The organism is Gilliamella sp. M0364, from assembly GCF_016100565.1.
GTDB lineage: Bacteria > Pseudomonadota > Gammaproteobacteria > Enterobacterales > Orbaceae > Gilliamella > Gilliamella apis.
The window spans coordinates 1-26,149 of the sequence record NZ_JACFSF010000004.1; the positions used below are offsets into that span (position 1 = coordinate 1).

At 33.7% G+C, this 26,149-nt stretch carries 23 protein-coding genes and 1 pseudogene; 10 read left to right on the plus strand and 14 right to left on the minus strand.

The features are described from left to right. The 5 genes from H3U96_RS06655 to H3U96_RS06675 form a co-directional block, all read right to left on the minus strand. On the minus strand, nucleotides 1–1,015 hold a 1,015-nt coding region (locus H3U96_RS06655; protein WP_198196017.1), incomplete at its 3' end, for a hypothetical protein. Then, on the minus strand, nucleotides 1,012–1,989 hold the full coding sequence (locus H3U96_RS06660) for a hypothetical protein (RefSeq protein ID WP_065577560.1): 978 nt from the start codon (nucleotides 1,987–1,989) through the stop codon (nucleotides 1,012–1,014). The genes H3U96_RS06655 and H3U96_RS06660, both read right to left, overlap by 4 nt. A 106-nt stretch (nucleotides 1,990–2,095) precedes the next feature. Next, the gene (locus H3U96_RS06665) at nucleotides 2,096–2,557 is read right to left on the minus strand and encodes a hypothetical protein (RefSeq protein WP_086356725.1); all 462 of its coding nucleotides are present in this window, start codon (nucleotides 2,555–2,557) and stop codon (nucleotides 2,096–2,098) included. 630 nt (nucleotides 2,558–3,187) lie between these two features. After that, entirely contained in the window at nucleotides 3,188–3,889 is a 702-nt protein-coding gene (locus H3U96_RS06670; RefSeq protein WP_173795327.1) for a response regulator, read from the minus strand. A gap of 20 nt (nucleotides 3,890–3,909) precedes the next feature. Continuing rightward, nucleotides 3,910–5,499: a sensor histidine kinase gene (locus H3U96_RS06675; protein WP_086320334.1), complete on the minus strand. Its 1,590-nt coding sequence runs from the start codon at nucleotides 5,497–5,499 to the stop codon at nucleotides 3,910–3,912. A gap of 281 nt (nucleotides 5,500–5,780) precedes the next feature. Between H3U96_RS06675 and H3U96_RS06680 the strand changes: the two are divergent. From H3U96_RS06680 to citX, 7 genes and pseudogenes are all read left to right on the plus strand, one after another. Further along, a pseudogene (locus H3U96_RS06680) lies at nucleotides 5,781–7,070 on the plus strand (2-hydroxycarboxylate transporter family protein); the annotation flags it as partial. Between the two features lie 84 nt (nucleotides 7,071–7,154). Further along, nucleotides 7,155–8,000: a fumarylacetoacetate hydrolase family protein gene (locus tag H3U96_RS06685; RefSeq protein ID WP_065577563.1), complete on the plus strand. Its 846-nt coding sequence runs from the start codon at nucleotides 7,155–7,157 to the stop codon at nucleotides 7,998–8,000. Nucleotides 8,001–8,004: 4 nt separating this feature from the next. After that, nucleotides 8,005–9,039 carry a [citrate (pro-3S)-lyase] ligase gene (citC, locus tag H3U96_RS06690; RefSeq protein WP_086356727.1) on the plus strand — a complete coding sequence of 345 codons (1,035 nt, stop codon included), beginning with the start codon at nucleotides 8,005–8,007 and terminating at the stop codon, nucleotides 9,037–9,039. 21 nt (nucleotides 9,040–9,060) lie between these two features. After that, entirely contained in the window at nucleotides 9,061–9,351 is a 291-nt protein-coding gene (gene citD / locus H3U96_RS06695; RefSeq protein WP_034902004.1) for a citrate lyase acyl carrier protein, read from the plus strand. After that, nucleotides 9,348–10,235, plus strand: coding sequence for a citrate (pro-3S)-lyase subunit beta (gene citE / locus H3U96_RS06700; protein ID WP_065577565.1), 888 nt, complete (start codon nucleotides 9,348–9,350; stop codon nucleotides 10,233–10,235). Before citD ends, citE begins: the two co-directional genes overlap by 4 nt. Before the next feature lie 12 nt (nucleotides 10,236–10,247). After that, on the plus strand, nucleotides 10,248–11,777 hold the full coding sequence (gene citF / locus H3U96_RS06705; protein ID WP_081298768.1) for a citrate lyase subunit alpha: 1,530 nt from the start codon (nucleotides 10,248–10,250) through the stop codon (nucleotides 11,775–11,777). Nucleotides 11,778–11,817: 40 nt separating this feature from the next. Further along, nucleotides 11,818–12,405 carry a citrate lyase holo-[acyl-carrier protein] synthase gene (gene citX / locus H3U96_RS06710; RefSeq protein WP_086360263.1) on the plus strand — a complete coding sequence of 196 codons (588 nt, stop codon included), beginning with the start codon at nucleotides 11,818–11,820 and terminating at the stop codon, nucleotides 12,403–12,405. A 64-nt stretch (nucleotides 12,406–12,469) separates the two neighbouring features. Here the strand turns inward: citX and metB are convergent, their stop codons facing one another. Further along, complete coding sequence (gene metB, locus H3U96_RS06715) at nucleotides 12,470–13,636, minus strand: cystathionine gamma-synthase (RefSeq protein ID WP_086360262.1); 1,167 nt, start codon at nucleotides 13,634–13,636, stop codon at nucleotides 12,470–12,472. Between the two features lie 179 nt (nucleotides 13,637–13,815). Here metB and metJ point away from each other — a divergent pair, with 179 nt between their 5' ends. Further along, on the plus strand, nucleotides 13,816–14,133 hold the full coding sequence (metJ, locus tag H3U96_RS06720; protein WP_034904598.1) for a met regulon transcriptional regulator MetJ: 318 nt from the start codon (nucleotides 13,816–13,818) through the stop codon (nucleotides 14,131–14,133). 63 nt (nucleotides 14,134–14,196) lie between these two features. Here the strand turns inward: metJ and rpmE are convergent, their stop codons facing one another. The 8 genes from rpmE to H3U96_RS06760 all read right to left on the minus strand — a co-directional run bounded on the left by rpmE (nucleotide 14,197) and on the right by H3U96_RS06760 (nucleotide 23,745). Next, nucleotides 14,197–14,412 carry a 50S ribosomal protein L31 gene (rpmE, locus tag H3U96_RS06725; protein ID WP_034904595.1) on the minus strand — a complete coding sequence of 72 codons (216 nt, stop codon included), beginning with the start codon at nucleotides 14,410–14,412 and terminating at the stop codon, nucleotides 14,197–14,199. Nucleotides 14,413–14,553: 141 nt separating this feature from the next. Next, entirely contained in the window at nucleotides 14,554–15,606 is a 1,053-nt protein-coding gene (degS, locus tag H3U96_RS06730; protein WP_065613939.1) for an outer membrane-stress sensor serine endopeptidase DegS, read from the minus strand. Between the two features lie 109 nt (nucleotides 15,607–15,715). Then, nucleotides 15,716–17,095 (minus strand): Do family serine endopeptidase, encoded by a 1,380-nt coding sequence (locus tag H3U96_RS06735; RefSeq protein WP_065651474.1) that lies wholly within the window; start codon nucleotides 17,093–17,095, stop codon nucleotides 15,716–15,718. Between the two features lie 85 nt (nucleotides 17,096–17,180). Continuing rightward, on the minus strand, nucleotides 17,181–17,585 hold the full coding sequence (locus H3U96_RS06740; RefSeq protein WP_082205134.1) for a YhcB family protein: 405 nt from the start codon (nucleotides 17,583–17,585) through the stop codon (nucleotides 17,181–17,183). Between the two features lie 50 nt (nucleotides 17,586–17,635). Further along, complete coding sequence (locus H3U96_RS06745; RefSeq protein ID WP_065577568.1) at nucleotides 17,636–18,097, minus strand: DUF721 domain-containing protein; 462 nt, start codon at nucleotides 18,095–18,097, stop codon at nucleotides 17,636–17,638. A 290-nt stretch (nucleotides 18,098–18,387) separates the two neighbouring features. Further along, nucleotides 18,388–20,763, minus strand: a complete 2,376-nt coding sequence (locus H3U96_RS06750) for a TIM-barrel domain-containing protein (RefSeq protein ID WP_086360261.1) — start codon at nucleotides 20,761–20,763, stop codon at nucleotides 18,388–18,390. Between the two features lie 87 nt (nucleotides 20,764–20,850). Next, nucleotides 20,851–22,260, minus strand: coding sequence for a glucuronate isomerase (gene uxaC / locus H3U96_RS06755; RefSeq protein ID WP_086360260.1), 1,410 nt, complete (start codon nucleotides 22,258–22,260; stop codon nucleotides 20,851–20,853). A 15-nt stretch (nucleotides 22,261–22,275) separates the two neighbouring features. Next, entirely contained in the window at nucleotides 22,276–23,745 is a 1,470-nt protein-coding gene (locus tag H3U96_RS06760; protein WP_198196019.1) for a mannitol dehydrogenase family protein, read from the minus strand. A 281-nt stretch (nucleotides 23,746–24,026) separates the two neighbouring features. Between H3U96_RS06760 and H3U96_RS06765 the strand changes: the two genes are divergently transcribed. Beyond that, nucleotides 24,027–24,788: a GntR family transcriptional regulator gene (locus H3U96_RS06765; protein ID WP_198196021.1), complete on the plus strand. Its 762-nt coding sequence runs from the start codon at nucleotides 24,027–24,029 to the stop codon at nucleotides 24,786–24,788. A 75-nt stretch (nucleotides 24,789–24,863) separates the two neighbouring features. After that, nucleotides 24,864–26,045, plus strand: a complete 1,182-nt coding sequence (gene uxuA / locus H3U96_RS06770) for a mannonate dehydratase (RefSeq protein WP_198196023.1) — start codon at nucleotides 24,864–24,866, stop codon at nucleotides 26,043–26,045. Nucleotides 26,046–26,149: the final 104 nt, after the last annotated feature.

Below are 26,149 nucleotides of genomic sequence, written 5' to 3' on the forward strand. Positions count from 1 at the left end.
GAACTCTTTTAAGCGCTTCTTCATCGTACTTAGGATTATCACGGATACCTTGCTCAAACATTGAATCAGTCAGTAATGCATTACTTTTTTCGACGTTCATTACTAACTTATTGTAAGGATAAGGCTCATCCAAATCTTTGTCAAAATCGAATATTTCAGGTTCGGAATTATTGGTTTTTATTACTTTACCGTTTTTATTTAATACCTCATTTTTTACACGGAATGAGTTCTCATAATGGCTAACTCTATTAGTTTTAATGCCTTCATTATCAAAGAACTCATCTATTGAGTAAATATCCTCTTGATGCACGATAGTTTCAATAGAAGACTGTTTTGTTTCTATATTTTTTCTGATCGCTTTTACCATCTTTCCTTTTTCATCAAAGAATACCTCAGAATTATAAATAACTTTTTTATTGTTATCATACATTTCTAATTTAAGATATTTTAAGCTGTTATTAGACCAATAATCATATTTATAATGGGTAATAGAAGTTAAAGATCTTTTTTGAATACTCACCACAATACCGTGTTTTTTTTCAATCCGTAAGTAACTCGGTAATAAGTAAACATCATTGAATGAGTTTTTCTTTTGTAATTGTTTATGTTCATCTAAGGTATAAAAATAGACGCCATCGTCTAATGACTGAAATGAATCAGTGGGATAGATAACTTCAATAATATTTCGATCTAGTTGTATTATCTGGCTATATTGGAAGTTTTTATTTAACTGTACTTGTGCAATGCTCTGAGTCGCCATTATGTACATATTTGGATTGGTTTCTAATTCATTTACTGATAAATATAAACTTTTTTCAGGGAAACTGTCTTGATTATCCAAAGCGGGTAAATAATCAAATTGGTAATAAGTTGTATTAGGCAAAATTCCTTGTTTTTTTAATTGCTTGACGATTTGTACTTGTTGCTCATTCATTTTTACCTTTGCAATCACATATTGAGTTGAGACAATCCCAAATAAAAAAGGAATTAAGCAGATTTTAACTAAAGTCTTCATTTACTCTCCAGTTTTTCTGTCAATGATACTAATTGAGTAATACTCTTTTCGAGGTTCACTACTAGCTTATTGTAAGGGTAAGGCTCATCCAAATCTTTTTCAAAATCAAATAATAGTGGATTTATATTATTTATTTTTATTACTTTACCGCTCTTATTTAATATCTCATTTTTTACACGGAACGAGTTCTCATAGTGAATTACACGGTTGGTTTTGGTATTTTTATTATTAAAATACTCTTCAATAGAATAAACATCCCCATGATGCTGGATGGATTCAATAGCCAGATTCCCCGTTATAGTATTTTTCCTAATATTTTTCTCTATTCTTCCATAATCATTAAAAAATGTTTCAGAGATATAGATAATCTTGTCATTATTATCAGTCATTTCTATTTTAAGATATTTTAGACTGTTATTCGGCCAATAATCGTACTTATAATGAGAAATGGCCGCTAAAGGCCTTTTTTGAATACTTACCACAATGCCGTGTTTCTTTTCGACTCTTAAATAACAGGGTAATTTGTAAACCTCATTAAATGAATCTTTTTTTTGCAACTGTTTATTTTTATCTAAGGTATAAAAATAAACGCCATCGTTTAATGATTGAAATGAATCAGTAGGGTAGATAACTTCAATAATATTTCGATTGCGTTGTAATACTTCATTATATTGATAATTTTTATTTAATTTTACTTCTGCAATGCTTTGAATGGCTAATTCATACATGTCTGGGTGAGTTTCTAAACCTGATAATGATGAAAATAAATGTTCCATTGGAACGCTATCTTCATTTTCAAAAGCTGTCATAAAATCATATTGATAATAAATTTTATTAGGTAAAATTGATTGTTTTTTTAACTGTTCTATGATTTTTATTTGATGTTCGTTCATTTTTACCTCTGCATAAACATAATCAACCGTTATTATCCATAGCATAAAAGGCAGTAAGTATATCTTTATTAAGCTTTTCATATTGTCTCCTAACAAGCTTTCTTAATGTAATTATATAATTACTAATAATTTTGTTTTGCTTTTTTGGATAGTATTGCTAGATTCTCACCAATACATTCAGGATCAACTAAACTACATTAACTAATATAATGAATAAAAGGACATGACAATTTGTTTCTTTATAACTGTCATTACCCCAACTCCAATAATTGAAGTTTTCACTAAATTTAAATGAATAAAGTGTAAACTGCATTTGAATCGGGTCTGTAAAAGGGAATGATTGTGCGCCATAGGTTATTTTGCTCGGAACGTATAGTTCAATATTATCCTTCGCGCTGATTTTGGTGAGTTGCTGAGCGATATGAGGTGTTTGAAAAATAAGATTATCAGATCGGTGAAAAATAGCATCAACAGCGATTTGTTTATCGGTGTAGGTAAAGTTGATTTCATAACGCCATGGTTGGTTTAAATCTTCCCGCCCAGAGAGTGATAGAACGGATAAAGTGGTGATAGTAGGTTGGCCGTCAATCGTTAAATGATAATGATTAAAGGGATGACTAGCTACCAATGTATTAACTGCATTTTCCATTTGCTTCATTATAGTCGTCAGTATTTCTTACTATATTATAATTTTTCCATTAGTTTTGGTTAATTAGTAACAATAACCAATTTGCTGTAAAATAAGCTATTTTTTTCAACAATTCAATTATCTTTACAAATAATAGACATGCGTTTTTAAGCAAGATAACGTAAATAAAAGTGATATGCATATAAATCGTTTCTTAATAGAAAATTAACATATAGTTTATGAATTTAATCAGTCAAAATGATCAAATGTTATTGAATTGTTTACAGTCTAACTTAAATAAATCTAAATCTATGACACGGGTAAATAGAATTTAAAATGTGTATTTATTTATCAAAATGGAGATTAATAACGCTATGTTGTTTAGAAAACCAATTAACCCGATAAAAAGAAATAATACATCACAAAAATCAAAATAATCTCACCATTAAATTGATTAACCAATTAGAGTAATCACTACATTGTTACGGACATACGCTTACTCCTATTATTTGATACTGCAATTTAAATCATCCAACAATTGGATTAATTCAATCTAGCATCAAATATTTAGGCAATAAAATAATCAATAAGCATATTTATATAATCATAAATTATATAACGTAGGATTAATAACCAACTTTGCGAAAAAAATTACTTACCTAATCTTTTATAAAGCCTTTCAGGGCGACCTATTTTGCCATGGTTAAGCTCAACCGTTAATAATTTAGTTTGCACACAATATTCTAAATATCGTCTAGCGGTGGTTTTACTAATATTAGCTTTTTCGACAATTTGATCTACTGTTTGCGGTTCATTGGTTTGCATAAATAGATCTTTAACTTTTTGTAAGGTAATTTCTTCAATACCTTTGGAGTGGCGATTAATATCAACAAAGTCTTTAGTTTGTAGATTAAAAAGTTCATCAATACGTCTTTGATTCACATGTTTTTGCAAACTTTGACGATATAAAAACAGTTCAAAACGTTCAAGTGAATGTTTTAAGCGCTGATAAGATACCGGCTTGATTAAATAATCAAAAGCGCCAAAACGTATCGCTTTACTACAGGTATCCATATCACTCGCAGCAGTGATAAAAATAACATAACAATCTAAATTATTATTAATAATATATTCAAATAATTCAATTCCTTTTCCATCAGGGAGGTAATTATCTAATAAAATTAATGTTGGTTTTAATTTTTCAACCATCACTTTCGCTTCTTCCAAAGTTGCAGCGATACCAATAACTTCTACTTTGGTGTCTCGTTGAATAAATTCAGCATTTAATTCAGCTAAAATGGGTTCATCTTCAACAATAAGAACTTTAATTGTATCTTCTTTTATTTCATACATACTTTATTCACCTCTGTTAACTACTTAGGTATAAAAACAGAAAAAATCGTTCCATAAGGTTCATTATCTTCAAATGTGATGTAGCCGTTAGCTTTTTTCACATATGTTGAAACTAAATGTAAACCTATACCATGTTCGTTCGAATTTTGTGAGGTTACCCCCGGTTGGAAAATTGAATTGCGGATTTTATCATCTATACCACAACCCTGATCACTGACTTCTAAAACAATTTCATCGGTTCTATCACTTAAATATAAATAGATAGATTTATCACCTTGATTATTTTTTAAACAGGCATTAAAGGCATTATCCAGCAGATTACCTAATATCGACATAAACTCGGCTTCAGTTATCTTGGAAGGCAATGCCTCCAAATGGCAGGCAGGATCAAAGAACAATTTTAAGCCAATTTCATGTGACTTAGAATATTTACCGATTAATAAACCGCAAATAGCTGGAACCTGAAAATGACTGGTAATGAAATCTAGATTTTGTTGATTATCAGCAGAATGTAACGCAATAAATGATTCCGCTTCTTCATATCGTTTCATATAAATTAAACCGGATAACGTTGCCATCCAATTAAGATGTTCATGTCTTAGCGCACGCAAATTATCCACATATTGCGTAACTTGGGTTAATTGCATACTTAATAAATTAATATCATCATAATTTCGGAAGGTTATCACCCATCCATGAATTTCATCATCAACAATCACGCGAATACGATTAGCAATAACAATAATATTATTGAAATAGCAAATATGGTCATGCACATCTTTGGTCTGATTGGTACTACCATAAAGAAAATCAGTTGATTTAATAAAGTTAGATAAATCATGATTAAGTAAACTATTATCATCAATATCAATATTTAGCATGCGCCTTGCTGATTGGTTGATATTAATAATTTTGTAATCAAGATCAATCGCAATAATACCTTCAAAGATTGATTCCATTATTGATTTCTGGCTTTTTACCAATAGTGCAATTGCTTGAGGTTCTAAATTAAACATCTGTTTTTTGATAGCTCTAGCAAAGCATAAAGAAAATATAAACAGAGCAAAGAATAAAAATGAACAAAAAATAATGAATGGAATAAATTGTTTTATATGTGACGCATAAATATCATCTACCATATAACCAACCGAAACAATACCAATTACTTTGCCATTGCTAATAATCGGCGCTTTACCTCTTAGGGCTAAACCTAAAGATCCTTGACTTATTGTGGTGCTACTAATACCACTTAACACCTCCTGATTGTCATCACCAACCATGGGTAAATATATTGAATTATTAGCCGTATGAAATAACCGATAAGCTTTAGCATCACCTATAACAATATAACTCGCATCGCTTTGTTCAAAAATATCTGAAACAAGTTTTGCGATTTGTTCAGTATCTTTATCTTCTACATATTTGATTAAGCTAGGAATCACAGCTAACTCTTTCGCCTGAATTTGAGCTTTTTCGCCTAAACTACGATATAAGGCATTTTCTGTCACATTCCATATGTAGCTTTGCAGCAATGCTAAAACCACCAATGAAAAGATTAAAAGAGATAAAAATAATTTTGTCGTAAATGACAGATGTATTCGTTTTCGCATTTTTATACTTAATAAATAATTGCTGTATCTGCTGAGGAGTGTAACACAGCATAAAAAAACTTAGAGCCTTTAAAACCATAAAAACCACACTTAATTTATGATTTATATCACAAAATTGATATTAATATTTTGTCACCATATGCGCCATTAAAACAAAGCAAATTTATTTTGGAGATAAAAAAAATATGGTGGATTTCAATTCAGTTGAAAAAACGCACAATACCGTCGAAAAACATGAGATAAAACACGAAGATCAGACTAAAAAGTTTTGGCCATACGGATGGTGGAAACTTATGGATGATTATAAAATCGGTGTAATTCCTTTACCATTATTTATTATCGCAGGTATTCTTATCTTTGCTGAAGTATTAGTAACAGGTAAATTACCAAGCGAAATAGTTGTTATGGTAGTAACATGTGCTTTCTTTGGTTTCCTGTGTGGTGAAATAGGTAAACGTTTACCGATTGTTGGAAAAATGGGGGCAGCAGCAATTTGTGCAACCTTTATTCCATCAGCTCTAGTCTATTATGGCATTCTGCCTACTCCTGTGGTACAAGCAACAACCAAATTCTATAAAGATACTCACATTTTATATCTTTATATCTGCTGTATCATCGTTGGTAGTATTATGAATATGGATAAGAAAACGCTTATTCAAGGTTTCTTAAAAATCTTCGGACCAATGGTATGTGGTGAAATTGTTGGTATGCTAGTTGGTGTTGGTGTGGGTTATTTATTAGGCTTATCACCATTTGAAACATTCTTCTTCTTAGTATTACCGATCATGGCTGGCGGTGTTGGTGAAGGCGCAATTCCATTATCAATCGGCTATGCCTCTATTTTAGGTATGGAACAAGGTGAAGCACTAGGTCGAGTATTACCAATTGTTATGTTAGGTGGTTTAACCGGTATTATTTGTGGTGGTATCCTTAACCGTATTGGTAAAGCTTATCCTCATTTAACTGGTAACGGTCGCTTGTTACCAGCATCAGAAGATGACCAAATTATCAATAAAACGGCTAAAACAGAATCGGTTATTGATGTGACTACTTTTGCATCTGGTGTATTGTTAGCCGCTATCCTTTATATGGTCGGTATGATTGGTCACAAAGTAACAGGTATTCCAGCGCCAGTAGGGATGCTATTTGCTGCAGTATTTGTTAAACTAGTATCAGGTGTTTCACCAAAAGTACTAAGTGGTTCGCAAGTAGTTTACAAGTTCTTCCAAACATCTGTAACCTATCCTATTTTATTCGCAGTGGGCGTAGCTATCACACCTTGGGATAAAATCGTTGCAGCTTTCACCGTAATCAACCTAATAGTTATTGTTTGTACAGTAGTAAGTTTAGTCACAACTGGTTTCTTTGTTGCTAAAAAACTAGGTATGTACCCAGTTGATGCGGCGGTTATTTCTTGCTGTCAAAGTGGGCAAGGTGGAACAGGTGATGTTGCAATCCTAACTGCAGCAGAACGTATGGAGTTAATGCCGTTTGCCCAAATTGCTACTCGTATTGGTGGTGCAATTAACGTATCCGTATCCTTACTCATTCTAGGTAATTTCTTAGTATAGTTTTTTTCAAGAGCAACCTTAGTTATTACTAGGGTTGTTCTATTTTATTTTGTAGTTTCAATAAACAGCTTTTAAGGAGTATTCATGAAGCTTGTCAGTTACCTTGTTTCTGGTCGACCAAGTTTTGGTTTATATACTGATCATGGCATCGTAGATTTGGGCCAAAAACTAGGCGATAAATATCAAGATCTAAAATCCCTTCTTTCTGATAAAGATGGATTAGCTAACGCAAAAAATTTTTTAGACTCACCTAGTGATATCGATGAACAAGCAATAACTTATTTACCGGTAATTCCAAATCCAAACAAAATTTTGTGTGTAGGAATGAATTATGCGGAAAAACGAGCAGAATTTAATGAAACTAGTTCTGCCCCAACTTTATTTGTTCGTTTTCCTGATTCTCAAACAGGACATAAAACAAATATCATTAAACCAACTATCAGCGATGAACTGGATTATGAAGGCGAATTAGCAATTGTTATTGGTAAAGAGGCCTTCCGCATAAAATCAGAAGAAGCCTTATCTTATGTCGCCGGCTATAGCTGTTATATGGATGGTTCGATTCGTGACTGGCAATATACTTGGTACACAGCTGGTAAAAATTGGCCAAATACTGGGGCTTTTGGACCATGTTTAACAACTACAGATGAAATACCCGATCCTAAAGCGCTATCAATAGCAACTTATCTGAATGGAAAAGAGATGCAACATGATAGCATCAAGAATTTAGTACATACTGTACCAGATTTAATCTCGTATATTAGTACATTTACTAAATTATCACCGGGTGACGTTATTCTTACTGGCTCACCAGGCGGGGTTGGAAAAAAACGAAATCCACCAATATTTATGCATGATGGTGATACCATTGAAGTTGAAATTACCAATATTGGTCGTCTAACTAACTTTATCGTTGAAGAAAAAAGGTAGTTATATGTACGATTTAGTTGATTACAGTGTTGTTGATATATCTAAATCTGAACAAGATTATCAAGCAATTAAGCAATTACTATTGCAATCTGACCTCGATTTAGATCCACAAGTCACAACTTTCATTGTTGCAAAACTGAATAATAATTGTATCGCTTGTGCCGGTCTTGATCACAATATTATCAAGTGTGTAGCCATTGCTCCTGATTATCGCGGTAACCAACTAAATCTAACTTTAATCGACTATACGATGAAATATGCCAATGACAACGGCTATTTTCATCTATTTTTATATACCAAACCTGAAAATATCGCTTTTTTCAAAGCATGCGGTTTTTATCCTATTGTTGAAATTTCTGATTTAGTCGTATTGATGGAAAACACACCGGTTGGGATTAAACAATATTGTAAACAATTATCGCAATACCAAAAGGCTGGTAACAAAATTGGCAGTATAGTGATGAATGCCAATCCTTTTACTAAAGGTCATCAATATCTTATTGAATTTGCAGCCAATCAATGTGATTGGGTACATGTATTTGTGGTTAATGAAGATGTATCTATGTTCCCGTTTCAGGTACGTTTACAGTTAGTAAAAGATGGCACAAAAGATATTAAAAATGTTACGGTTCATGCCAGTTCGTCATACATTATTTCTAAAGCGACCTTCCCTACTTATTTTTTAAAAGATAAAAGCAAAATTGACTATGCTTATATGGGAATCGATCTGTTAATCTTCCGTAACTATATTGCTCCAGCATTAAATATAACTCACCGTTTTGTTGGTACTGAGCCACATAGTGAAGTAACTAATGCTTATAACCAAGCGATGAAATATTGGTTAGAAGATGACAAAGTTAGTTTGGCATCCAAGATTACTGTCATTGAGGTTGCTCGAAAACTCGAAGAATCAAACATAATATCAGCATCATTAGTGCGAAACTCACTGGCATTAAAAAATTATGAACAGATTAAGAAATTAGTTCCTTCAACAACTTGGAATTATATTTCAGCTAATTTGGATAAATTAAATATTTAATTCTTTTCAAAAGGTAAAAACATGAAAATACAAAAAGAAGCCATGGCAGGAACTCTCGAATCCAGCGATTTGTTAGTTAAAGTCATGCCAAATACTGGCATCGAAATTGTTATTAATAGTGATGTAAATAAACAATTTGGCGATCAAATTCGCGCAGTGGTTAATAACACGTTAAATGAACTTAACTTAACTGATGGTTTAATCATTATTGACGATAAAGGAGCTTTAGATTGTGCAATAAAAGCACGGGTACAATGTGCTGTGTTACGTGGTGCAGAAGAAACTGAATTAGATTGGAGTAAATTACTATGAAAAAATTACGTCGAAGTATGCTGTTTCTTCCAGGTGCAAATGCAGCAATGTTATCTACATCTTTTGTATATAAACCAGACTCAATTATGTTTGATCTTGAAGATGCTGTATCTATCAAAGAAAAAGATTCAGCTCGTCTACTAGTCGCGCAAACATTAAAATTACCTGTTTATAAAGAACATGGTATTGAAACTGTAGTTCGAATTAATGCATTAAATACACCATTTGGTCTTAAAGACTTAGAAGCCGTTGTGCGAGCTGGTGTTGATGTTGTTCGCTTACCAATGACCAATAGTGCTGAAGATATTCATGAACTTGAAGCGCATGTTGAACGAATTGAAAAAGAGTGTGGCCGAGAAGTGGGTAGCACTAAATTAATGGCTGCTATTGAATCAGCTCAAGCAGTAGTTAATGCCGTATCCATTGCCAAATCATCGCCTCGTTTAATTGGTATCGCTCTTGCGGCATTTGATTATCTAGTCGATATGCAAACAGAACGCGGGGATGGTACTGAACTATTTTATGCACGCTGTGCTGTTTTACATGCTGCTCGCGTAGCCGGTATTGATGCATTTGATGTTGTTTATTCGAATGTTAATGATGATGAAGGCTTTTTAAAAGAAGTCAGCCTAATTAAAAAATTAGGATACAACGGTAAATCATTGATTAATCCACGACAAATTGAGCTATTACATAATGCTTATGCACCTACTGCTAGTGAAGTAGAAAATGCTAAAAAAGTCGTTGAAGCCGCTGAAGAAGGTGAAAGAAAAGGGCTTGGAGTTGTTTCTTTGAATGGCAAAATGATTGATGCACCAATTATTGCTCGTGCGCAAAAAATCATTGAACTAGCTAAATACTCCGGTGTACGTAAAGAAATTTGATAGGATTGAAACATGACAACTTCTATAAACCAAAAAATTGCTGATTTATTAAAACAGCATCCTGATCTTAAAAATATCACACCATTTATTGATGCTAATGCAACCACACCTTATCTAAAAGATGAGTCTAAGTATACCCGTAAATTGTGTGAGTCAATAGAGCAAGCAATAGAGAAGTGTGAACTTCGTGATGGAATGACTATCTCTTTTCACCACGCATTTCGTGAAGGCGATAAAGTTATCAACAAAGTTGTTGAAACCATTAGTAAATTAGGTATTAAGAACCTTACATTAGCTTCAAGCTCATTATTAAGCTGTAACGCAGCATTGATTCCTCACATTGAGTCTGGTGTAATTACTAAAATCTATACCTCAGGATTACGAGGAAAATTAGCTGATGCGATTTCACACGGCCTGATGGAAAATCCGGTACATATCCATTCTCACGGTGGTCGAGTCAAATTAATCCAAAGCGGAGAAATCAATATTGATATCGCATTCTTAGCTGTATCAACTGCTGACGAACAAGGTAATGCTAATGGCGTATCAGGTAAATCACAATGTGGCGCCCTTGGTTATGCTATGGTTGATGCTCAATTTGCTAAGAAAGTGGTTTTACTTACTGAAGATATTGTTGGTTATCCTAACCATCCAGCAAGTATCCGCCAAGATCAAGTTGACTATATTGTTAAAGTTGACGAAGTTGGTGACCCAACTAAAATTAGCGTTGGTGCAGCACGTATCACCAGTAACCCTAGAGAATTAATGATTGCCCGCTATGCCGCTGATGTTATCGAAAATTCAGGTTATTTTAAAGATGGATTCTCAATTCAGACTGGTTCTGGCGCATCATCAACTGCAGCGACACGCTTTCTAGAAAATCGAATGCGAGCGAAAAATATCACAGCATCATTTGCTCTAGGTGGTATTACAGCAAGTATCGTCGATCTTCATGAGAAAGGCTTAGTAAAACGTTTACTTGATACACAAAGTTTTGATGGAGCTGCGGGACAATCTTTAGGTAAGAATAAAGATCATATTGAAGTTTCAACCAACGTTTACGCTAATCCAGCCTCAAAAGGTGCGAGTGTTGATGAATTAGATATTGTCATTCTCAGTGCACTCGAAGTAGATTTAGATTTCAACGTTAATGTACTAACAGGATCTGATGGTGTTATGCGTGGTGCATCCGGTGGTCACTGTGATACAGCCGCTGGAGCAAATCTAACTATTATCGTTGCGCCACTAATTCGTAGCCGAATTCCAACGGTAATTAGAAAAGTAACCACTATTGTTACACCAGGTGAAAGTGTAGATGTGTTAGTCACTGACCATGGTATAGCGGTAAATCCTGCTCGTCCTGAAATCGCCGAACGATTAAAAGCGGCTAATTTACCAGTAATGACTATTGAAGAACTTTATCAACGTGCTATTGCATTAACAGGTGAACCAAAACCAATTGAATTTAACGATAAAATTGTTGGGATTGTTCACTTCCGTGACGGCTCAATTATTGATGTTGTTCGTCAAGTCAAAGACTAATTAACTTTGTAATAGTAATAGCATAACCAAATTCTTAGTTATGCTATTACTCAACATCATTATGAATAATCCAACATTAAGATTCGACGATGGTATTAACATAACGCTTGAGCAAATGTTAATAGCCAAAGAAAACCGTGTAAACAATCAGCAACAAGTTTTTGAGCAATACCCTTATCCACTAATATCATTAAGTTTAGTAATACCTGGACCAATCAAGAAAAGTAGTGGCACTGTATTTTTATTTAATGAAGCTGTACAAGCTATCCATCAGATGTTAAACCAACATAATATTTCTATTATCCATGAAAAACTTTATGAAAGCATAACTGGTGATGAAGCATTATTATCAATTGATTATAACGTTGATATGCTTAAACAACTGTGTATAAAAATTGAGGAGAGGCATTTTTTAGGACGATTATGGGATATTGATGTCATTGACCCTATTACACAAAAAAGTATTTCTCGGTCTAAATTCGAGCGTCATTTTCGACAATGTTTAGTTTGCCATGATAATGCTAAAATTTGTGGTCGAAGTAAACGGCATTCAATTAACGAGATCCTCAGCGCCATTGCCAATAAAGTCAATGATTATCGAAATAATGAAACGAGCTTAAATATATAGCTATCTATATTAATAGAGTCGAAAAATAAGCTATTTTCCAACTCTATTGATAAATTGATAACGGTTAAATAGTTGCTAACGCTTGCTCTAAATCACCAATCAGATCATCGATATCCTCGAGACCCACAGAAATACGTAATAATTGATCGGATATACCCGCCGTTTTACGTGCTTCAGCACTAATTCCTGAATGGGTCATTGTAGCAGGATGACATATCAAACTTTCTACGCCACCAAGTGATTGCGCTAAGGTAAAAATATTCAACGCATGTAAGAATTTAGGCATATCAGCGGCAGCACAAGCTAATTCAAAACTCAATAGTGAACCGAAGCCTTTTTGTTGTTTTTTGGCAATGTCATGACCTAAATTTGTTGGTAACGAAGGATGAAAAACTTTAGCAATTTTAGGATGATTAACTAAAAATTCGACGACTTTTTTTGCATTTTCTTGTTGTAATCTAACTCTTGCAGTAAGGGTTCTTAAACCGCGCAATAATAAATAACTATCAAATGATGAAGTTGATGTTCCGATATTATTTGCCCACCACAATACATCTGTAGCTAATTGTTGATCTTTAAATACTAATATTCCGGCTAATAGATCTGAGTGGCCATTTAAAAATTTAGTACAAGAGTGACTAACAATATCAGCCCCTAATTCCAGTGGTTTTTGTAAAATTGGTGTCATAAAGGTATTATCAACCAGAACTAACGCTCCAACTTCATGCGCCTGACGTGCAATATCAGTAATATCAACAACTCTTAATAATGGATTACTTGGCGATTCAATCAATACTAATTTAGGTTTTAAATTCAGCGCTTCTTTTAAAGCAACAGGATCGGATTGGTCTACAAATTTGGTTTTAAAATACCCTTTTTGGCTCAAACTATTAAATAATCGATAACTACCACCATAACAATCATGAGGTGCAACCACGACATCATTTGGGCCAAGTAAGGCTACACTGACTAGATGTATTGCTGACATACCGCAATTGGTTAAAATGGCATCTGCACCGCCTTCTAATTCTGCTACCGTTTCCTCAACTAATCGTCTACTTGGATTAGATTTGCGACCATAATCAAACTTTCTTGGGGTGGCAAATTCTTCATATCGATAACATGTTGATGGCGTAATAACAGGAACTACGCTACCAAATTGGTCATCTGTATTTAATCCACCACGAACAGCAATAGTATCTTGGCTAAGATTTTTAGATTTACGAGCCATAATAACCTTCCTACAAACCACTTTATTTATTTTTAGATTTAGTTGTATAAGAATAACACAATAACAAAAGACGTCAACATGTCTAGACGTCTAACTATCTTGGTGTATAGATTGCAGCTAAGCAAAAAAAACGCTAAAATTATCCACATTATTTGTGATGTAATTGATTTGGTGAATAAATGATGGAATGGAACGGCGATTATATTAGCCCTTATGCTGAGCATGGTAAAAAAAGCGAACAAGTAAAAAAAATTACAGTCTCAATTCCGTTAAAAGTATTAAAAATATTAACTGATGAGCGAACTAGACGACAAGTCAATAATTTACGTCATGCAACGAATAGTGAACTTTTATGTGAAGCTTTTCTACACGCTTATACTGGTCAGCCATTGCCTTGTGATGAAGATTTACAGAAAGATCATGATGATGGCATTCCATTACAAGCACAGAAAATGATGCGAGCTTTAGGTATAGATCCTGATTTAATTGATGAATGATTAAATCATGGATACAAAAAAGGCGCTTAAAGCGCCTTTTTTACAACGTAAAAATTAGTAAAACTATTTTTTACCACCAACCATTGCAAAACGTTGTTTAAATTTATCAACACGTCCGCCAGTTGCTACATCACGTTGTTTACCTGTATAGAACGGGTGACATTCACCACATACGTCAAGATGAATGTCATGACCAATAGTTGAATGAGTTTCAATTTTGTTACCACAAGAACAAGTTGCTGTAATTGCAGTGTATTCTGGATGGATACCTTCTTTCATAATAAACCTCTAAAGTTTGTTCGTATCGCTATATAAATGGCTTAACCGCAAAATCTATACACCATACGAGTGTTAAATAACATGATAAGGGTGCGAATTATACGTCCTATATCAAAGATAATCAAGCAATAAAAGGACAATCTAAACCGGCAATTGACCAATAGTAATTTGCAGTTGAATCTTTTCTCCATTGCGTAAGACAATTATGGGGACGATTGTTCCCGGTTTCAACTCTGCAATTTGGTCCATTGTTTCAACAATCGATCTTACTGGTTTATTATCAACCATTATTAAAATATCATTAGCTTGTACACCTGCCTGCAAAGAAGGACCTTCAGCATTAGTGACTAAAATACCTAACACTTTTGGGAGATCACTAGTATTTTGTGTTGGGGCAAATTCTAAACCATCAATGCCAATATAGCCTCGTATAACTTTGCCATCTTGAATTAATTTATTCATTATTTTAACGGCTAATGCTGTTGGAATAGCAAAACCAATACCTTCAGGAACATCATTACCTAGATTTTTGGCAAATGTCAGAGTATTAATACCCATTAATTCACCTTTAGTGTTAACTAAAGCACCACCAGAATTACCATGATTAATTGAAGCATCAGTTTGGATAAAATTTTGTCGACGATATGGACTGAGTCCATCACGGCCAGTAGCACTAATAATACCTTGGGTGATAGTTTGCCCAATATTATATGGATTGCCAATGGCTAAAACGACATCACCAATTTTCGGATCGCGGGAAGGATTAATCGGTATTATCGGAAGATTAGATGCTTCAATTTTAAGTACAGCAATATCAACTAATTTATCTGAACCGACAGGTAATGCGGCGAAAATTCTGCCATCTTGCAAAGCAACGATAATTTGTTCTGCACCATCAACAACGTGATAATTGGTAACGATATAACCAAGCTCACTCATAATGACACCAGAGCCTAATGGTGTTATTGGACTATCTTGTGATTGTTCAGGTACTGAATTAATTGAGCGGCTATAAATATTAACCACTGCAGGTGCAGCTATCTTTACTGCACTAGAATAACTCATAGGTTCATCATTAAAAATGGATCTTGAAAAATCAGATTGAGATCCATTTCTCAAAGAAGGAAAAATAATAAGTAACACTATCGCTAAAACAGCACCGATTAATATCGGCCATAGAATTTTTTTAAGCATAATTGTCACAAGCAGGATAAGAATGATTAATAAGATTCTATCATATATAACTGAGGGTTAAAAAGGCGTTTTCGTCGATGCGAAGCACCGACGATATCTGGCTAAATAATTAACGTAAAATTAGATAAAGACGACTATCGCCTCTAACAATGTTTAAGGCAATAGCAGAAGGATTGCTATCAATAATTTTACGTAGATCGGAAATACTTTCGACTCTGGTCTTATTAACTCCTGTAATAAGATCGCCTTCTTGTAAGCTTAAACGAGAAGCAGGTGAATTTTTAGCAATACTTTCAATCAATACACCTTTTTGACCTTTTACATCACCATTAGTCAATGTTGCTCCATCAAGCGCTGGATGAAGAGATTTAGCCTCGGTACTTAATTGGTCACTGTTCTTCAATTTAACTTCAACAGAAATCTCTTTACCATCACGAATTAAACCTAATTTAACGGTACGACCAGCTCCTGTTGTGGCAATTTTAGCTCGTAATTCAGCAAAGCTATCAACAGGTTTACCATCCATAGAAACAATGACATCGCCGGATTTTATGCCCGCCTCTTGGGCTGCTGAATCAGCAATAACTTCACTAACAAAGGCACCTTTCTGTACTTCAAGATCAAAGGCTTTAGCGATATCTGAAGTTAATTCATTACCTTTTATACCTAAAACACCTCGTTTAACTTCACCATATTCAATAAGCTGAGAAGTTAAACTTTTAACCATATTGCTTGGTATAGCAAAACCAATACCGACATTACCACCACTTGGTGCAATAATAGCGGTGTTAATGCCAACTAGTTCACCATTTAAATTAACTAACGCACCACCAGAATTACCTTGGTTAATAGATGCGTCAGTTTGAATAAAGTTTTCAAATCCATTCATATTTAGCCCACTACGAGCTAAGGCGGAAATAATACCTGATGTTACCGTTTGACCAATCCCGAATGGATTACCAATCGCAACAACATAATCACCAACTCTTGTTTTATCTGAATCAGCAATTTTAATAGCAGTTAATTTACTAGCATCATCAACTTTTAACAAAGCAATATCACTTTGTGGATCTTTACCAATTAATTTCGCTTGATATTCATGACCATCATTTAACGAAACAGTAATTTTATCTGCATTATCAATAACATGATTATTAGTAACAATATATCCTTTTTCAGCATCAATAATTACACCAGAACCTAATCCAGAAAATGATCTAGACTGACTATCAGGATAACCAAAAAATCGTCTAAACTCTTCTGGCATATTACTTTGCATTTTTGCTGTACCTTCAACGTTAATACTTACAACTGAAGGGAGTACTTTTTCTAACATTGGTGCCAATGAAGGTTGTTGCTGTTGTAAATTATTATCCGTTGGAATAAACGGAAAAGCAGCATAAGCATTTGGTAATGTAGCTAAACTTAAACCTAAACTTAAGGCAATTATGCTTAATAAATTTTTTGGTTTACGTAAAGAATGACTCATTATAAAACTCTCTTGTTTGAATGATTTAATATTGACAATATAAATCTGATTAATATTATCTTATCAAAAAATATTTAAAAATTGATTATGGTTTAATATCTTCACTTTTGAATAATCCAGATGGGTTATCTGAATAATCTTTAGGCTGTTTTTCAAGCGTTAACTCTTGTTTAATACTGATGTCATTATTTGACTCTAGATCAACAATAGGCATATTTTCATTATTTACAAATTGTCCTGAACTTTCAGCGATGTGTTGGTATAAACGACGGAATTCTTTGGCCATATTATCTAAAATTTCAGCACTATGTGAAAAATGCTTAACCATCATTTGTTTTTGTGAGGCTAACTCTTCTTGAGTTTGTTCTAATTCACGTTGTGCTTTGATATATTTGCGCCCTTTTGGCGAAATAAAATTCATGAAAATCATGCCTAAAATAAATCCAATTACTAGGCCAATGACGATATAAGTCATCATATTATTATCCATATTTCACTCCTTATAGCTCTTAATTATATAACTTGAACATATTGTTTAGTTTATTTTGCATGGTTCGCAAGTTTAATCAATTGTTTTTTTAATTTATCTGGTGCTTGCTCTGCAATTGCATTTAAATATATTGCTGTTTGCTTACTAATAACATTACTAATTTTAACATTCTTATCAGACAAAATAACTGATTGCGAATAATTAGTTGCTATAGTTGGATTAATTTTATATTGAATGGAAGATAAAGATGGTAAAATTTTTTGGCGTATCCCTGATAATAAGTTACCTTGTTCATATTTTAATCTTGTTAACCAGCTGGCCGAACTGACCTCAAGAATAAGCACACCTTGACGATAATTAGCAACTCGATATTGCTGAATTAATGGTGGTGGAAGTAATTCATCAATAATTTTGGTCAATTGACTTAAAGCAATGGTTCTATCTTTTATTTTTGATAATAAGGCCCCTTGTGACAACAAAGAGGTCAACACTTTTGGCTCATTACCACGCATAATTCAGGCTTATCCTTTCTTCCTGCTAAAATTAATAGCAACTAACTCAACCATAAAATTTTTATGCCGAATAATTTACCTTATCTAATTAAAAATGTCCTGTAAAAAAATAATATTTACAGTTTATTTGTATTATCCACAATTAATTGGAAAATAACGTCAAATTAACTGCATATTTGCAAAATAATTGCTATAGGTAAAGTTTGTTAATAAAAACACGTTAAGTGAAATCAAATCAATTTGATATAGATCTCTCAATCCAATTAATATTGAATTGAGAGAATAAAGAATTATTTGATAGATTTTAAAGAAACTTTATTTATTGAATGACCATTAATGAATAATGAACGTAATTCACCTTTTGGTAATGAAATATTAATTTCATCCCAAGCAGGTTGATATTCACCTCTTGCTTGTATATGAAGATCAATACGTTGATTATCCGAGGTTAAATCCCAATCAATCCATAAGCCTTTCCCTTTTTGATAATCGTAACTTTCGCCATCATCTTCAAAGAAACTGCCTTTTGTTGAATAAACACCTTTAGCAGGAAAAACTTTAAATTCTCGGTAATCATCTAATTGATGATTAACGTAAGCCATGCGCTTAGACATAGGAATTATAGCACCAGCCCTAACTAATAAAGGGAATGATTCAAGTGGGGCTGGTAAAGTTATTGATTGTTTACCACTAAACCATTGATGTGCATGGTAACAATACCAACCGGTATTATTTTCTGGTAAATAAACTTCACGCTCTCTTTGACCTTGCTCAACAATGCTAGCAACTAACAAATCTTTACCAATCATAAAATCGTCAGTTTCGGTAAACGTATTTGCATCATGTTCATGATCCAAAAAAGTAGGCCTCAACATCGGTTCATCATCGTAATGAGCTTGCCATAATAAATTATAGAAATAAGGTAGTAATTGATAACGAAAACAGATAGTATCTCGAATTATCGGCGTAACTTCCGGGTACATCCAAGGTTCATTAACAGTATGATCATCATTCCAAGAGTGAATGGTAAAACGAGGATGCATAATACCATTTTGCACCCAACGTACAAAAAGTTCGGGTTCAGGTTTATCACCAGAAAAACCACCTACATCATGACCAACATTGTACAGTCCTGATAGACTCATTCCTAATCCCATACGGATATTATATCGCAGCGTTTGCCAACTTGTTCGATTGTCTCCTGACCATGTTTGCACATAACGTTGAATACCTGCACAACCAGAACGAGATATTAAATAAGGGCGAATATCTGGTTTATAACTTTGTTGCGCTTCCATTGATGCTCTACACATTAGCAATGGCATTACTGGTCTGATATGTTTAATGGCTATTTCCTTACCAAAACCATTACAACGAGCTTCTGCATCCCAAACTTCGAATTCATTATTATCATTCCAAGTAGAATCAATGCCCATTTCAAGAAGTTGCTTGGTTACATTGTTTTTCCACCAATTAAATGTTGCTGGATTAGTAAGATCTAAATTAGAACCTTCATCATCCCAAAACATTGAACGTTCAGGATTATCACTTTCTGAATCTTTGATAAAAAGTCCCTTCTCCGCTGCTTCCTTATATTTAGGATGATCTTGTAACAAACATGGTTTTATATTAGCAGCGATTCTTAAACCTGCCTCATGATAAGATTTTGTGAAAGCTTTCGGATCAGGGAATTTATCATAATTCCAATTAAAGACATATCGTTTACCATTAATCGAGGTATAGCCTGATGACAATTGAAATGAATCACATGGAATACCGTGCTCTTGACACAGATCAATAAAATTTTGCATCTGCTCTTGAGCATTAGGCGCATCGGTATAAAACATTGTTGAACCGCTGTAACCTAAACTCCACTTAGGGCCAAAAAACGTTTTACCGGTTAACTTAATGAAAGATTTAGTAACATCAATAATTTTCGGCCCTAAGAAGAAATAGAAATCAATATCCCCGGCTTCAGCTTGGTAACGACGATATGAAAGGTGATAATTATCATGTTCCGTTCCCAAATCTATCCAACAACTGCTTAAATTATCATAAAATAGACCGAAACTAACCTCATTACGATGGGTAATGGTAAACGGTATATGCTTATATAGAGGATCAGTATCTTTCGCATTATAACCCATTGAATCAAGATTACGCATTTCAAAACGGCGACCAGCACGATTAAGGTCGCCTGCTTTCTCGCCCAAACCATAATAGTGTTCATCTTTATATCTTCGTTGATAATGAGCAATACCATCACCATGAGGATTAATTAAATAAGCACTAGTACTTCTATCCTCAACCAGCAATTGCCACTCACCAAATTCATTTTTAAATTCCCATTTTAGTGATAATGGTTGATCAATGGTTACTCTTAACTGTTTTGTGCTTATAATAAGTTTATTATCTTGTTGCAATAATTCATATTTTGGTAAAGAAAAACCTTCTGTGCTTAATCGATCTCGACCTTCTAATGGAGTATCTTGATTAGGAGCAATACTCCATGTTCTATCAAGTGATAAACTATTATTTCGTTTAATTAAAACACGAAACATCTTTTCTTCAAGAACATATAGGCAAAAGTTAAATCGATTATCTACCAATAGTTCAATGCAATTATTCTGGTCTTGCTTAAAAATCCATGTTTTTAATGTTTTCATATAACTATCCTAAAAAATTAATAACTATTTTCCAATACGAATCGTCTAATTCTAATATTTCTATTTTTTAGACAAAAATAAACTTAATTAATGAGAACCAAAATAACGATTTGCATTGTTAAAACAAATATTTCTAATCATATTGCCAACTAAATCAAAATCAGTAGGAATTTCGCCATTTGCCATCCAATGTCCCACCATATTGCAAAGGATTCGCCTAAAATACTCATGTCTGGTAAAGGATAAGAAACTGCGAGAATCAGTTAACATACCAACAAATTGACTTAATAATCCCATTTGAGAAAGTTGCATAATTTGGCGTTCCATGCCATCTTTCTGGTCATTGAACCACCAACCAGATCCAAATTGAATTTTTCCTGCAATGCCTGAACCTTGAAAGTTGCCAGCCATAGTAGCTAACACTTCATTATCACGAGGGTTTAAGCAATATAAAATAGTTTTCGGTAATTCGTCAGTTAAGTCTAAAATACCTAATAATGAAGAGAGTGGTTCGGCAATTGGTCTATCGCCAATTGAATCAAATCCAGCATCAGGGCCAAGTAATTTAAACATTCTTTGATTATTATTACGTAGCGCACCTAAGTGTAATTGCATTACCCAATTGCGTTTATGATATTGTTTACCTAACCAAACCAGTACCGCGGTACTAAATTGAGCAATTTCTAATTCAGAAAGGGATTGATTAGCAAGGCGTTTAGTTATTATTTGATCAAGCTGTTTTTCGCTAGGAATGTCGGCATAACGTAAAATTTCAATACCATGATCTGATGCTTCACAGCCATGCTGTTGAAAATGATCTAGGCGTTTAGTTAATGCACAAAGTAGTTTGTCAAAATTATCAATTTCGATATCCGTAACTTTGCCTAATTCAGCAATATAATCAGCAAAACCAGCTAATTCTATTTTGAAGACTTTATCTGGTCGCCAACTAGGCCTTACTTTAGTCAGAAATGAGGTATCTAATGCAATTTGCTTATGATATTCAAGTGAATCGATAGGATCATCGGTTGTACCAACGGCTTTAACATTCATTTGAGTTAAAATACCACGAGTAGAAAACTCAGCTGTTGCTAATTTAGCATTAGCTTCAGTCCATATTTGATCAGCCGTTTTTTCATTAAGAATAATATTTTTTATACCAAATGGTCTCTTTAACTCTAAATGAGTCCAATGATAAATAGGGTTTCCTAATGTTAAAGGAACAACTTTTGCCCATGTAAGATATTTTTCATAATCAGATGCGGTTCCGGTTATAAATTTTTCATCTACACCAGCAGTTCGCAATACTCGCCATTTATAATGGTCACCGGCTAACCAAATTTCAGTTAAATTACCAAAATTTTTATTCTCAGCGATATCTTTTGGTGGTAAATGGCAATGATAATCATATATAGGTTGATCTTTAGCATAATCAAAATAAAGCTTTTGCGCTACATCAGTTTGTAACAAAAAGTTATCATCCAAAAATTTTTTCATACTCTAAAGTCCAATTTAAAAAAATAAATCCTGAATAGTTTGTTTTGCACCTTTCTCCATTAAACAAAGATAATGTTGAGTTACTTTATCTTTAAATAATGAATTATTTGGTAAATCAGATCCAAAAACAGCGTCTAAAGTTAATAAAGCATTGACTCGCTCAATACCATCATCACTAGCGGTTACTATTTTTTTTAACTCATCTACCATTGGGTCACGAAGATCGATTATTTGTTTATGATCATCAATACCACCAACATAACGCATCCAGCCAGCCACTCCTAAAGCAAGTAAAGAAAAATCAGAATTATGTTTGATATGCCAACAAATTGAATCAAGCATGCGTTGTGGTAATTTTTGCGTTCCATCCATGGCTATTTGCCATGTTCGATGTTTTAGTGATGGATTACTAAATCTTTCAATGAGTTTTTCTGCATATTGTTGTAAATTAACCTGCGGCGAAACATTTAAAGTTGGAGCTTGTTGTTGTAGCATTAATGATAAAGTGGCCTGTTTATAACTCTCATCATTCATACAATCATTAATATGCTCATAACCAGCTAAATAGCCTAAATACGCTAAAAATGAATGGCTACCATTTAACATTCGAAGTTTCATCTCTTCATATGGGACAACATTATCAACAAATTCAGCACCAACTTCATTCCAATTAGGTCGAGCAGTAACAAAATTATCTTCAATAACCCATTGAATAAATGGTTCACAAGCTATACCACAAGGATCAAACATACCACCTAGTACATCTTGAATTTCTGTTAATGTTTCGGCTGTGGCAGCGGGTACAATACGATCGACCATGGTACAAGGGAAAGTGGTGTTAGTTTCAATCCATTTAGCTAACTCTGGATCACGTGCATTTGCTAAATCTAAAATCGCTTTTTTTAATACCAAACCATTTTCAGGCATATTATCACATGATAAAGCAGTAAATGATTTTAAACCTCGTAGCATCCTTCTATATAAGGCCTCAACAATCACGCCAGGAGCTGACATAGGTTTATTTGGCGAACTCAGATCGGATATAATTAATTGATTATTTAAATCCAAGCCAGCACCACCTGATAACATACAATAACCTTTTTCGGTTACTGTCAATGAAACTATCTCGACTACCGGATCAGCCATTTTTTCTAAAATAGTTTCAATACCATCTATTGGCGCTAATAATGATTCTTTCACACTGCCAATAATATAGGCTTGTTTAGATGTCGCACCTTTTTCTAAAACCGTATAGAGGTGATCTTGTTTTCGAATATCATTAATAAGCTCTTCACCTCCAACAATATTTACCTCACAAATGGCCCAATCACTATTACCTTTATTTAACAGACGATCAGTAAATAATGCTTGATGAGCTCGATGAAAAGCCCCAAAACCTATATGTATAATCCGCGCGACCATTTTTTCTCGGTCATATAAAGGTTTGTGTTCAATTGATTGGGGAGTATTCAATAAACTTAACATGTGACACACCATTATTAACTAGTTAACAGTATTTATTGGTTAGACATATTTTCATTTGTTGATAAAATTTTCACCTTTATTTTTTGATTTTTGTGATCCATGTCACACTTTTTGGTTTATACTATAAGGATTCTTGCAAAAAACACTATAATACCGAACAATATTGGTAAACCAATATAAAAACTGAAACAACTTTCTGTTATTATAGGCTTAGAGGAGTTGTAATAATTAGCGTATAATTATTTACATTAAACTTAAAAGTATTCTAAGGACTATAGATTATGCCAAGGGTCAATCGACTTTATCAAGAAATTGGTAATGAATTGAAATCATTATTAAAAAGTGGAACCTTCAAAATTGGTGATCGGCTTCCACCAGAAAGAGACATTGCTGAAACTTTTAATGTCAGTAGGACAGTAGTTCGTGAAGCATTGATTATGTTAGAGCTTGAAAATTTAGTTGCAGTAAAAAAAGGCTCCGGCGTTTATGTAATTGGTTTACCTGATGAAGTCTTATCTGAAAAAGATAGGAAAATTGAAGAAGAAGATTTAGGTCCATTTGAATTATTACAAGCTAGACAATTAATTGAAAGCAATATTGCCGCTTTTGCAGCCTCACAAATTGTCAAAGCAGATATTGTTGAATTAAGAACAATATTGGAACAAGAACGGCAAATATTAGAACAAGAAGTTCTTGATGATTATAGTGCTGATGAAATGTTTCACATAGCTATAGCACGAGCTACCAAAAATTCAGTACTTGAACGTTTATTGGCAGATCTATGGTCTAAACGATCTACAAGTAAAATGTGGGACCAGCTACAAAGTAGAATCACCGATCATAGTTACCGTAAAAAGTGGCTATATGATCACGAAAGAATTCTACAAGCATTGCAGTTAAAAGATGCTATGGCTGCACGCCATGCTATGTGGCAACACTTAGAAAATGTTAAACAAACATTAATGACTGTTTCTGACAGTGAAGATCCAAATTTTGATGGTTATTTATTTGACTCTATACCGGTCACTATTGTTAACCAATAGCTGAAAATATGCATTGTTAATGGATCTTCCTTTAGGAATGACTTATTAAATAAAGAATCATTGAGGAGATTTTAGATGGAACAAACAATGCGTTGGTTTGGCCCTAGTGACCCAGTATCATTGGATGATATCAGACAATCCGGAGCAACCGGAATTGTTACAGCATTGCACCATATACCTAATGGTGAAATATGGACTATTGATGAAATTCAAAAACGAAAAAAAATAATCGAAGATAAAGGCCTCACTTGGTCTGTTGTCGAAAGTATTCCTGTTCATGAAGAGATAAAAACCCATTCAGGTAACGTTGAACAATATATTGCTAATTATCAACAATCTATTCGTAATTTAGCCACTTGTGGTATTGATACTGTTTGTTACAATTTTATGCCGGTATTAGACTGGACTCGCACCGATCTTGGTTATCAATTACCGGATGGTTCAAGAGCACTACGTTTTGATCAAATTGCCTTTGCAGCATTTGATATCCATATTTTACAACGACCTAATGCCGAAAAAGATTATAGTCAAAAAGATATCCTTTCAGCAAAAACTTACTTCGAACAAATGACACAAGCCGATAAAGATAAACTGGTCGCAAACATTATTGCTGGTTTACCTGGTGCTGAAGAAGGTTACTCACTTGATCAGTTTCGAGCACATCTTGCAACTTATGATGGTATTGATAAAGCTAAATTACGCGAAAACTATGCTTATTTCTTAAAAGCTATTGTACCTGTTGCAGAAGAAGTTGGAGTTGTGTTAACTGTTCATCCAGATGATCCTCCTAGACCGATTTTAGGTTTACCTCGCATTGTTTCAACGATTGAAGATATGCAATGGATAAAAGAGACTGTTGATAGTATCCATAATGGTTTTTGCTTTTGTACTGGCTCTTATGGTGTTCGTAGCGATAATGATTTAGTTACTATGGCTGAAAAATTTGCCGATCGAGTTTATTTTATTCACCTACGCGCAACAGTACGTGAAGACAATCCATTATCTTTCCACGAAGGCGATCACCTAGCTGGAGACGTTGATATGTATGGCGTAATAAAAGTACTTATTGCCGAAGAAGAACGTCGCAAAAAGGCTGGCATAAACCGTTTAATACCCGTTCGTCCTGATCATGGTCACCAGATGCTTGATGATCTTAAAAAGAAAACTAATCCAGGTTATTCGGCAATAGGACGCTTAAGAGGTTTAGCTGAAATCCGAGGTGTTGAATACGCAATTAAACGTGCATTTTTCAAATAAAAAATAATTTATCTGTATTGAAAGCCCATGATCATGGGCTTTTTTATTTTCCATAATTTACATATAAAAGTAGCGTGATATACACGCTATTCTTCTTTTTATAT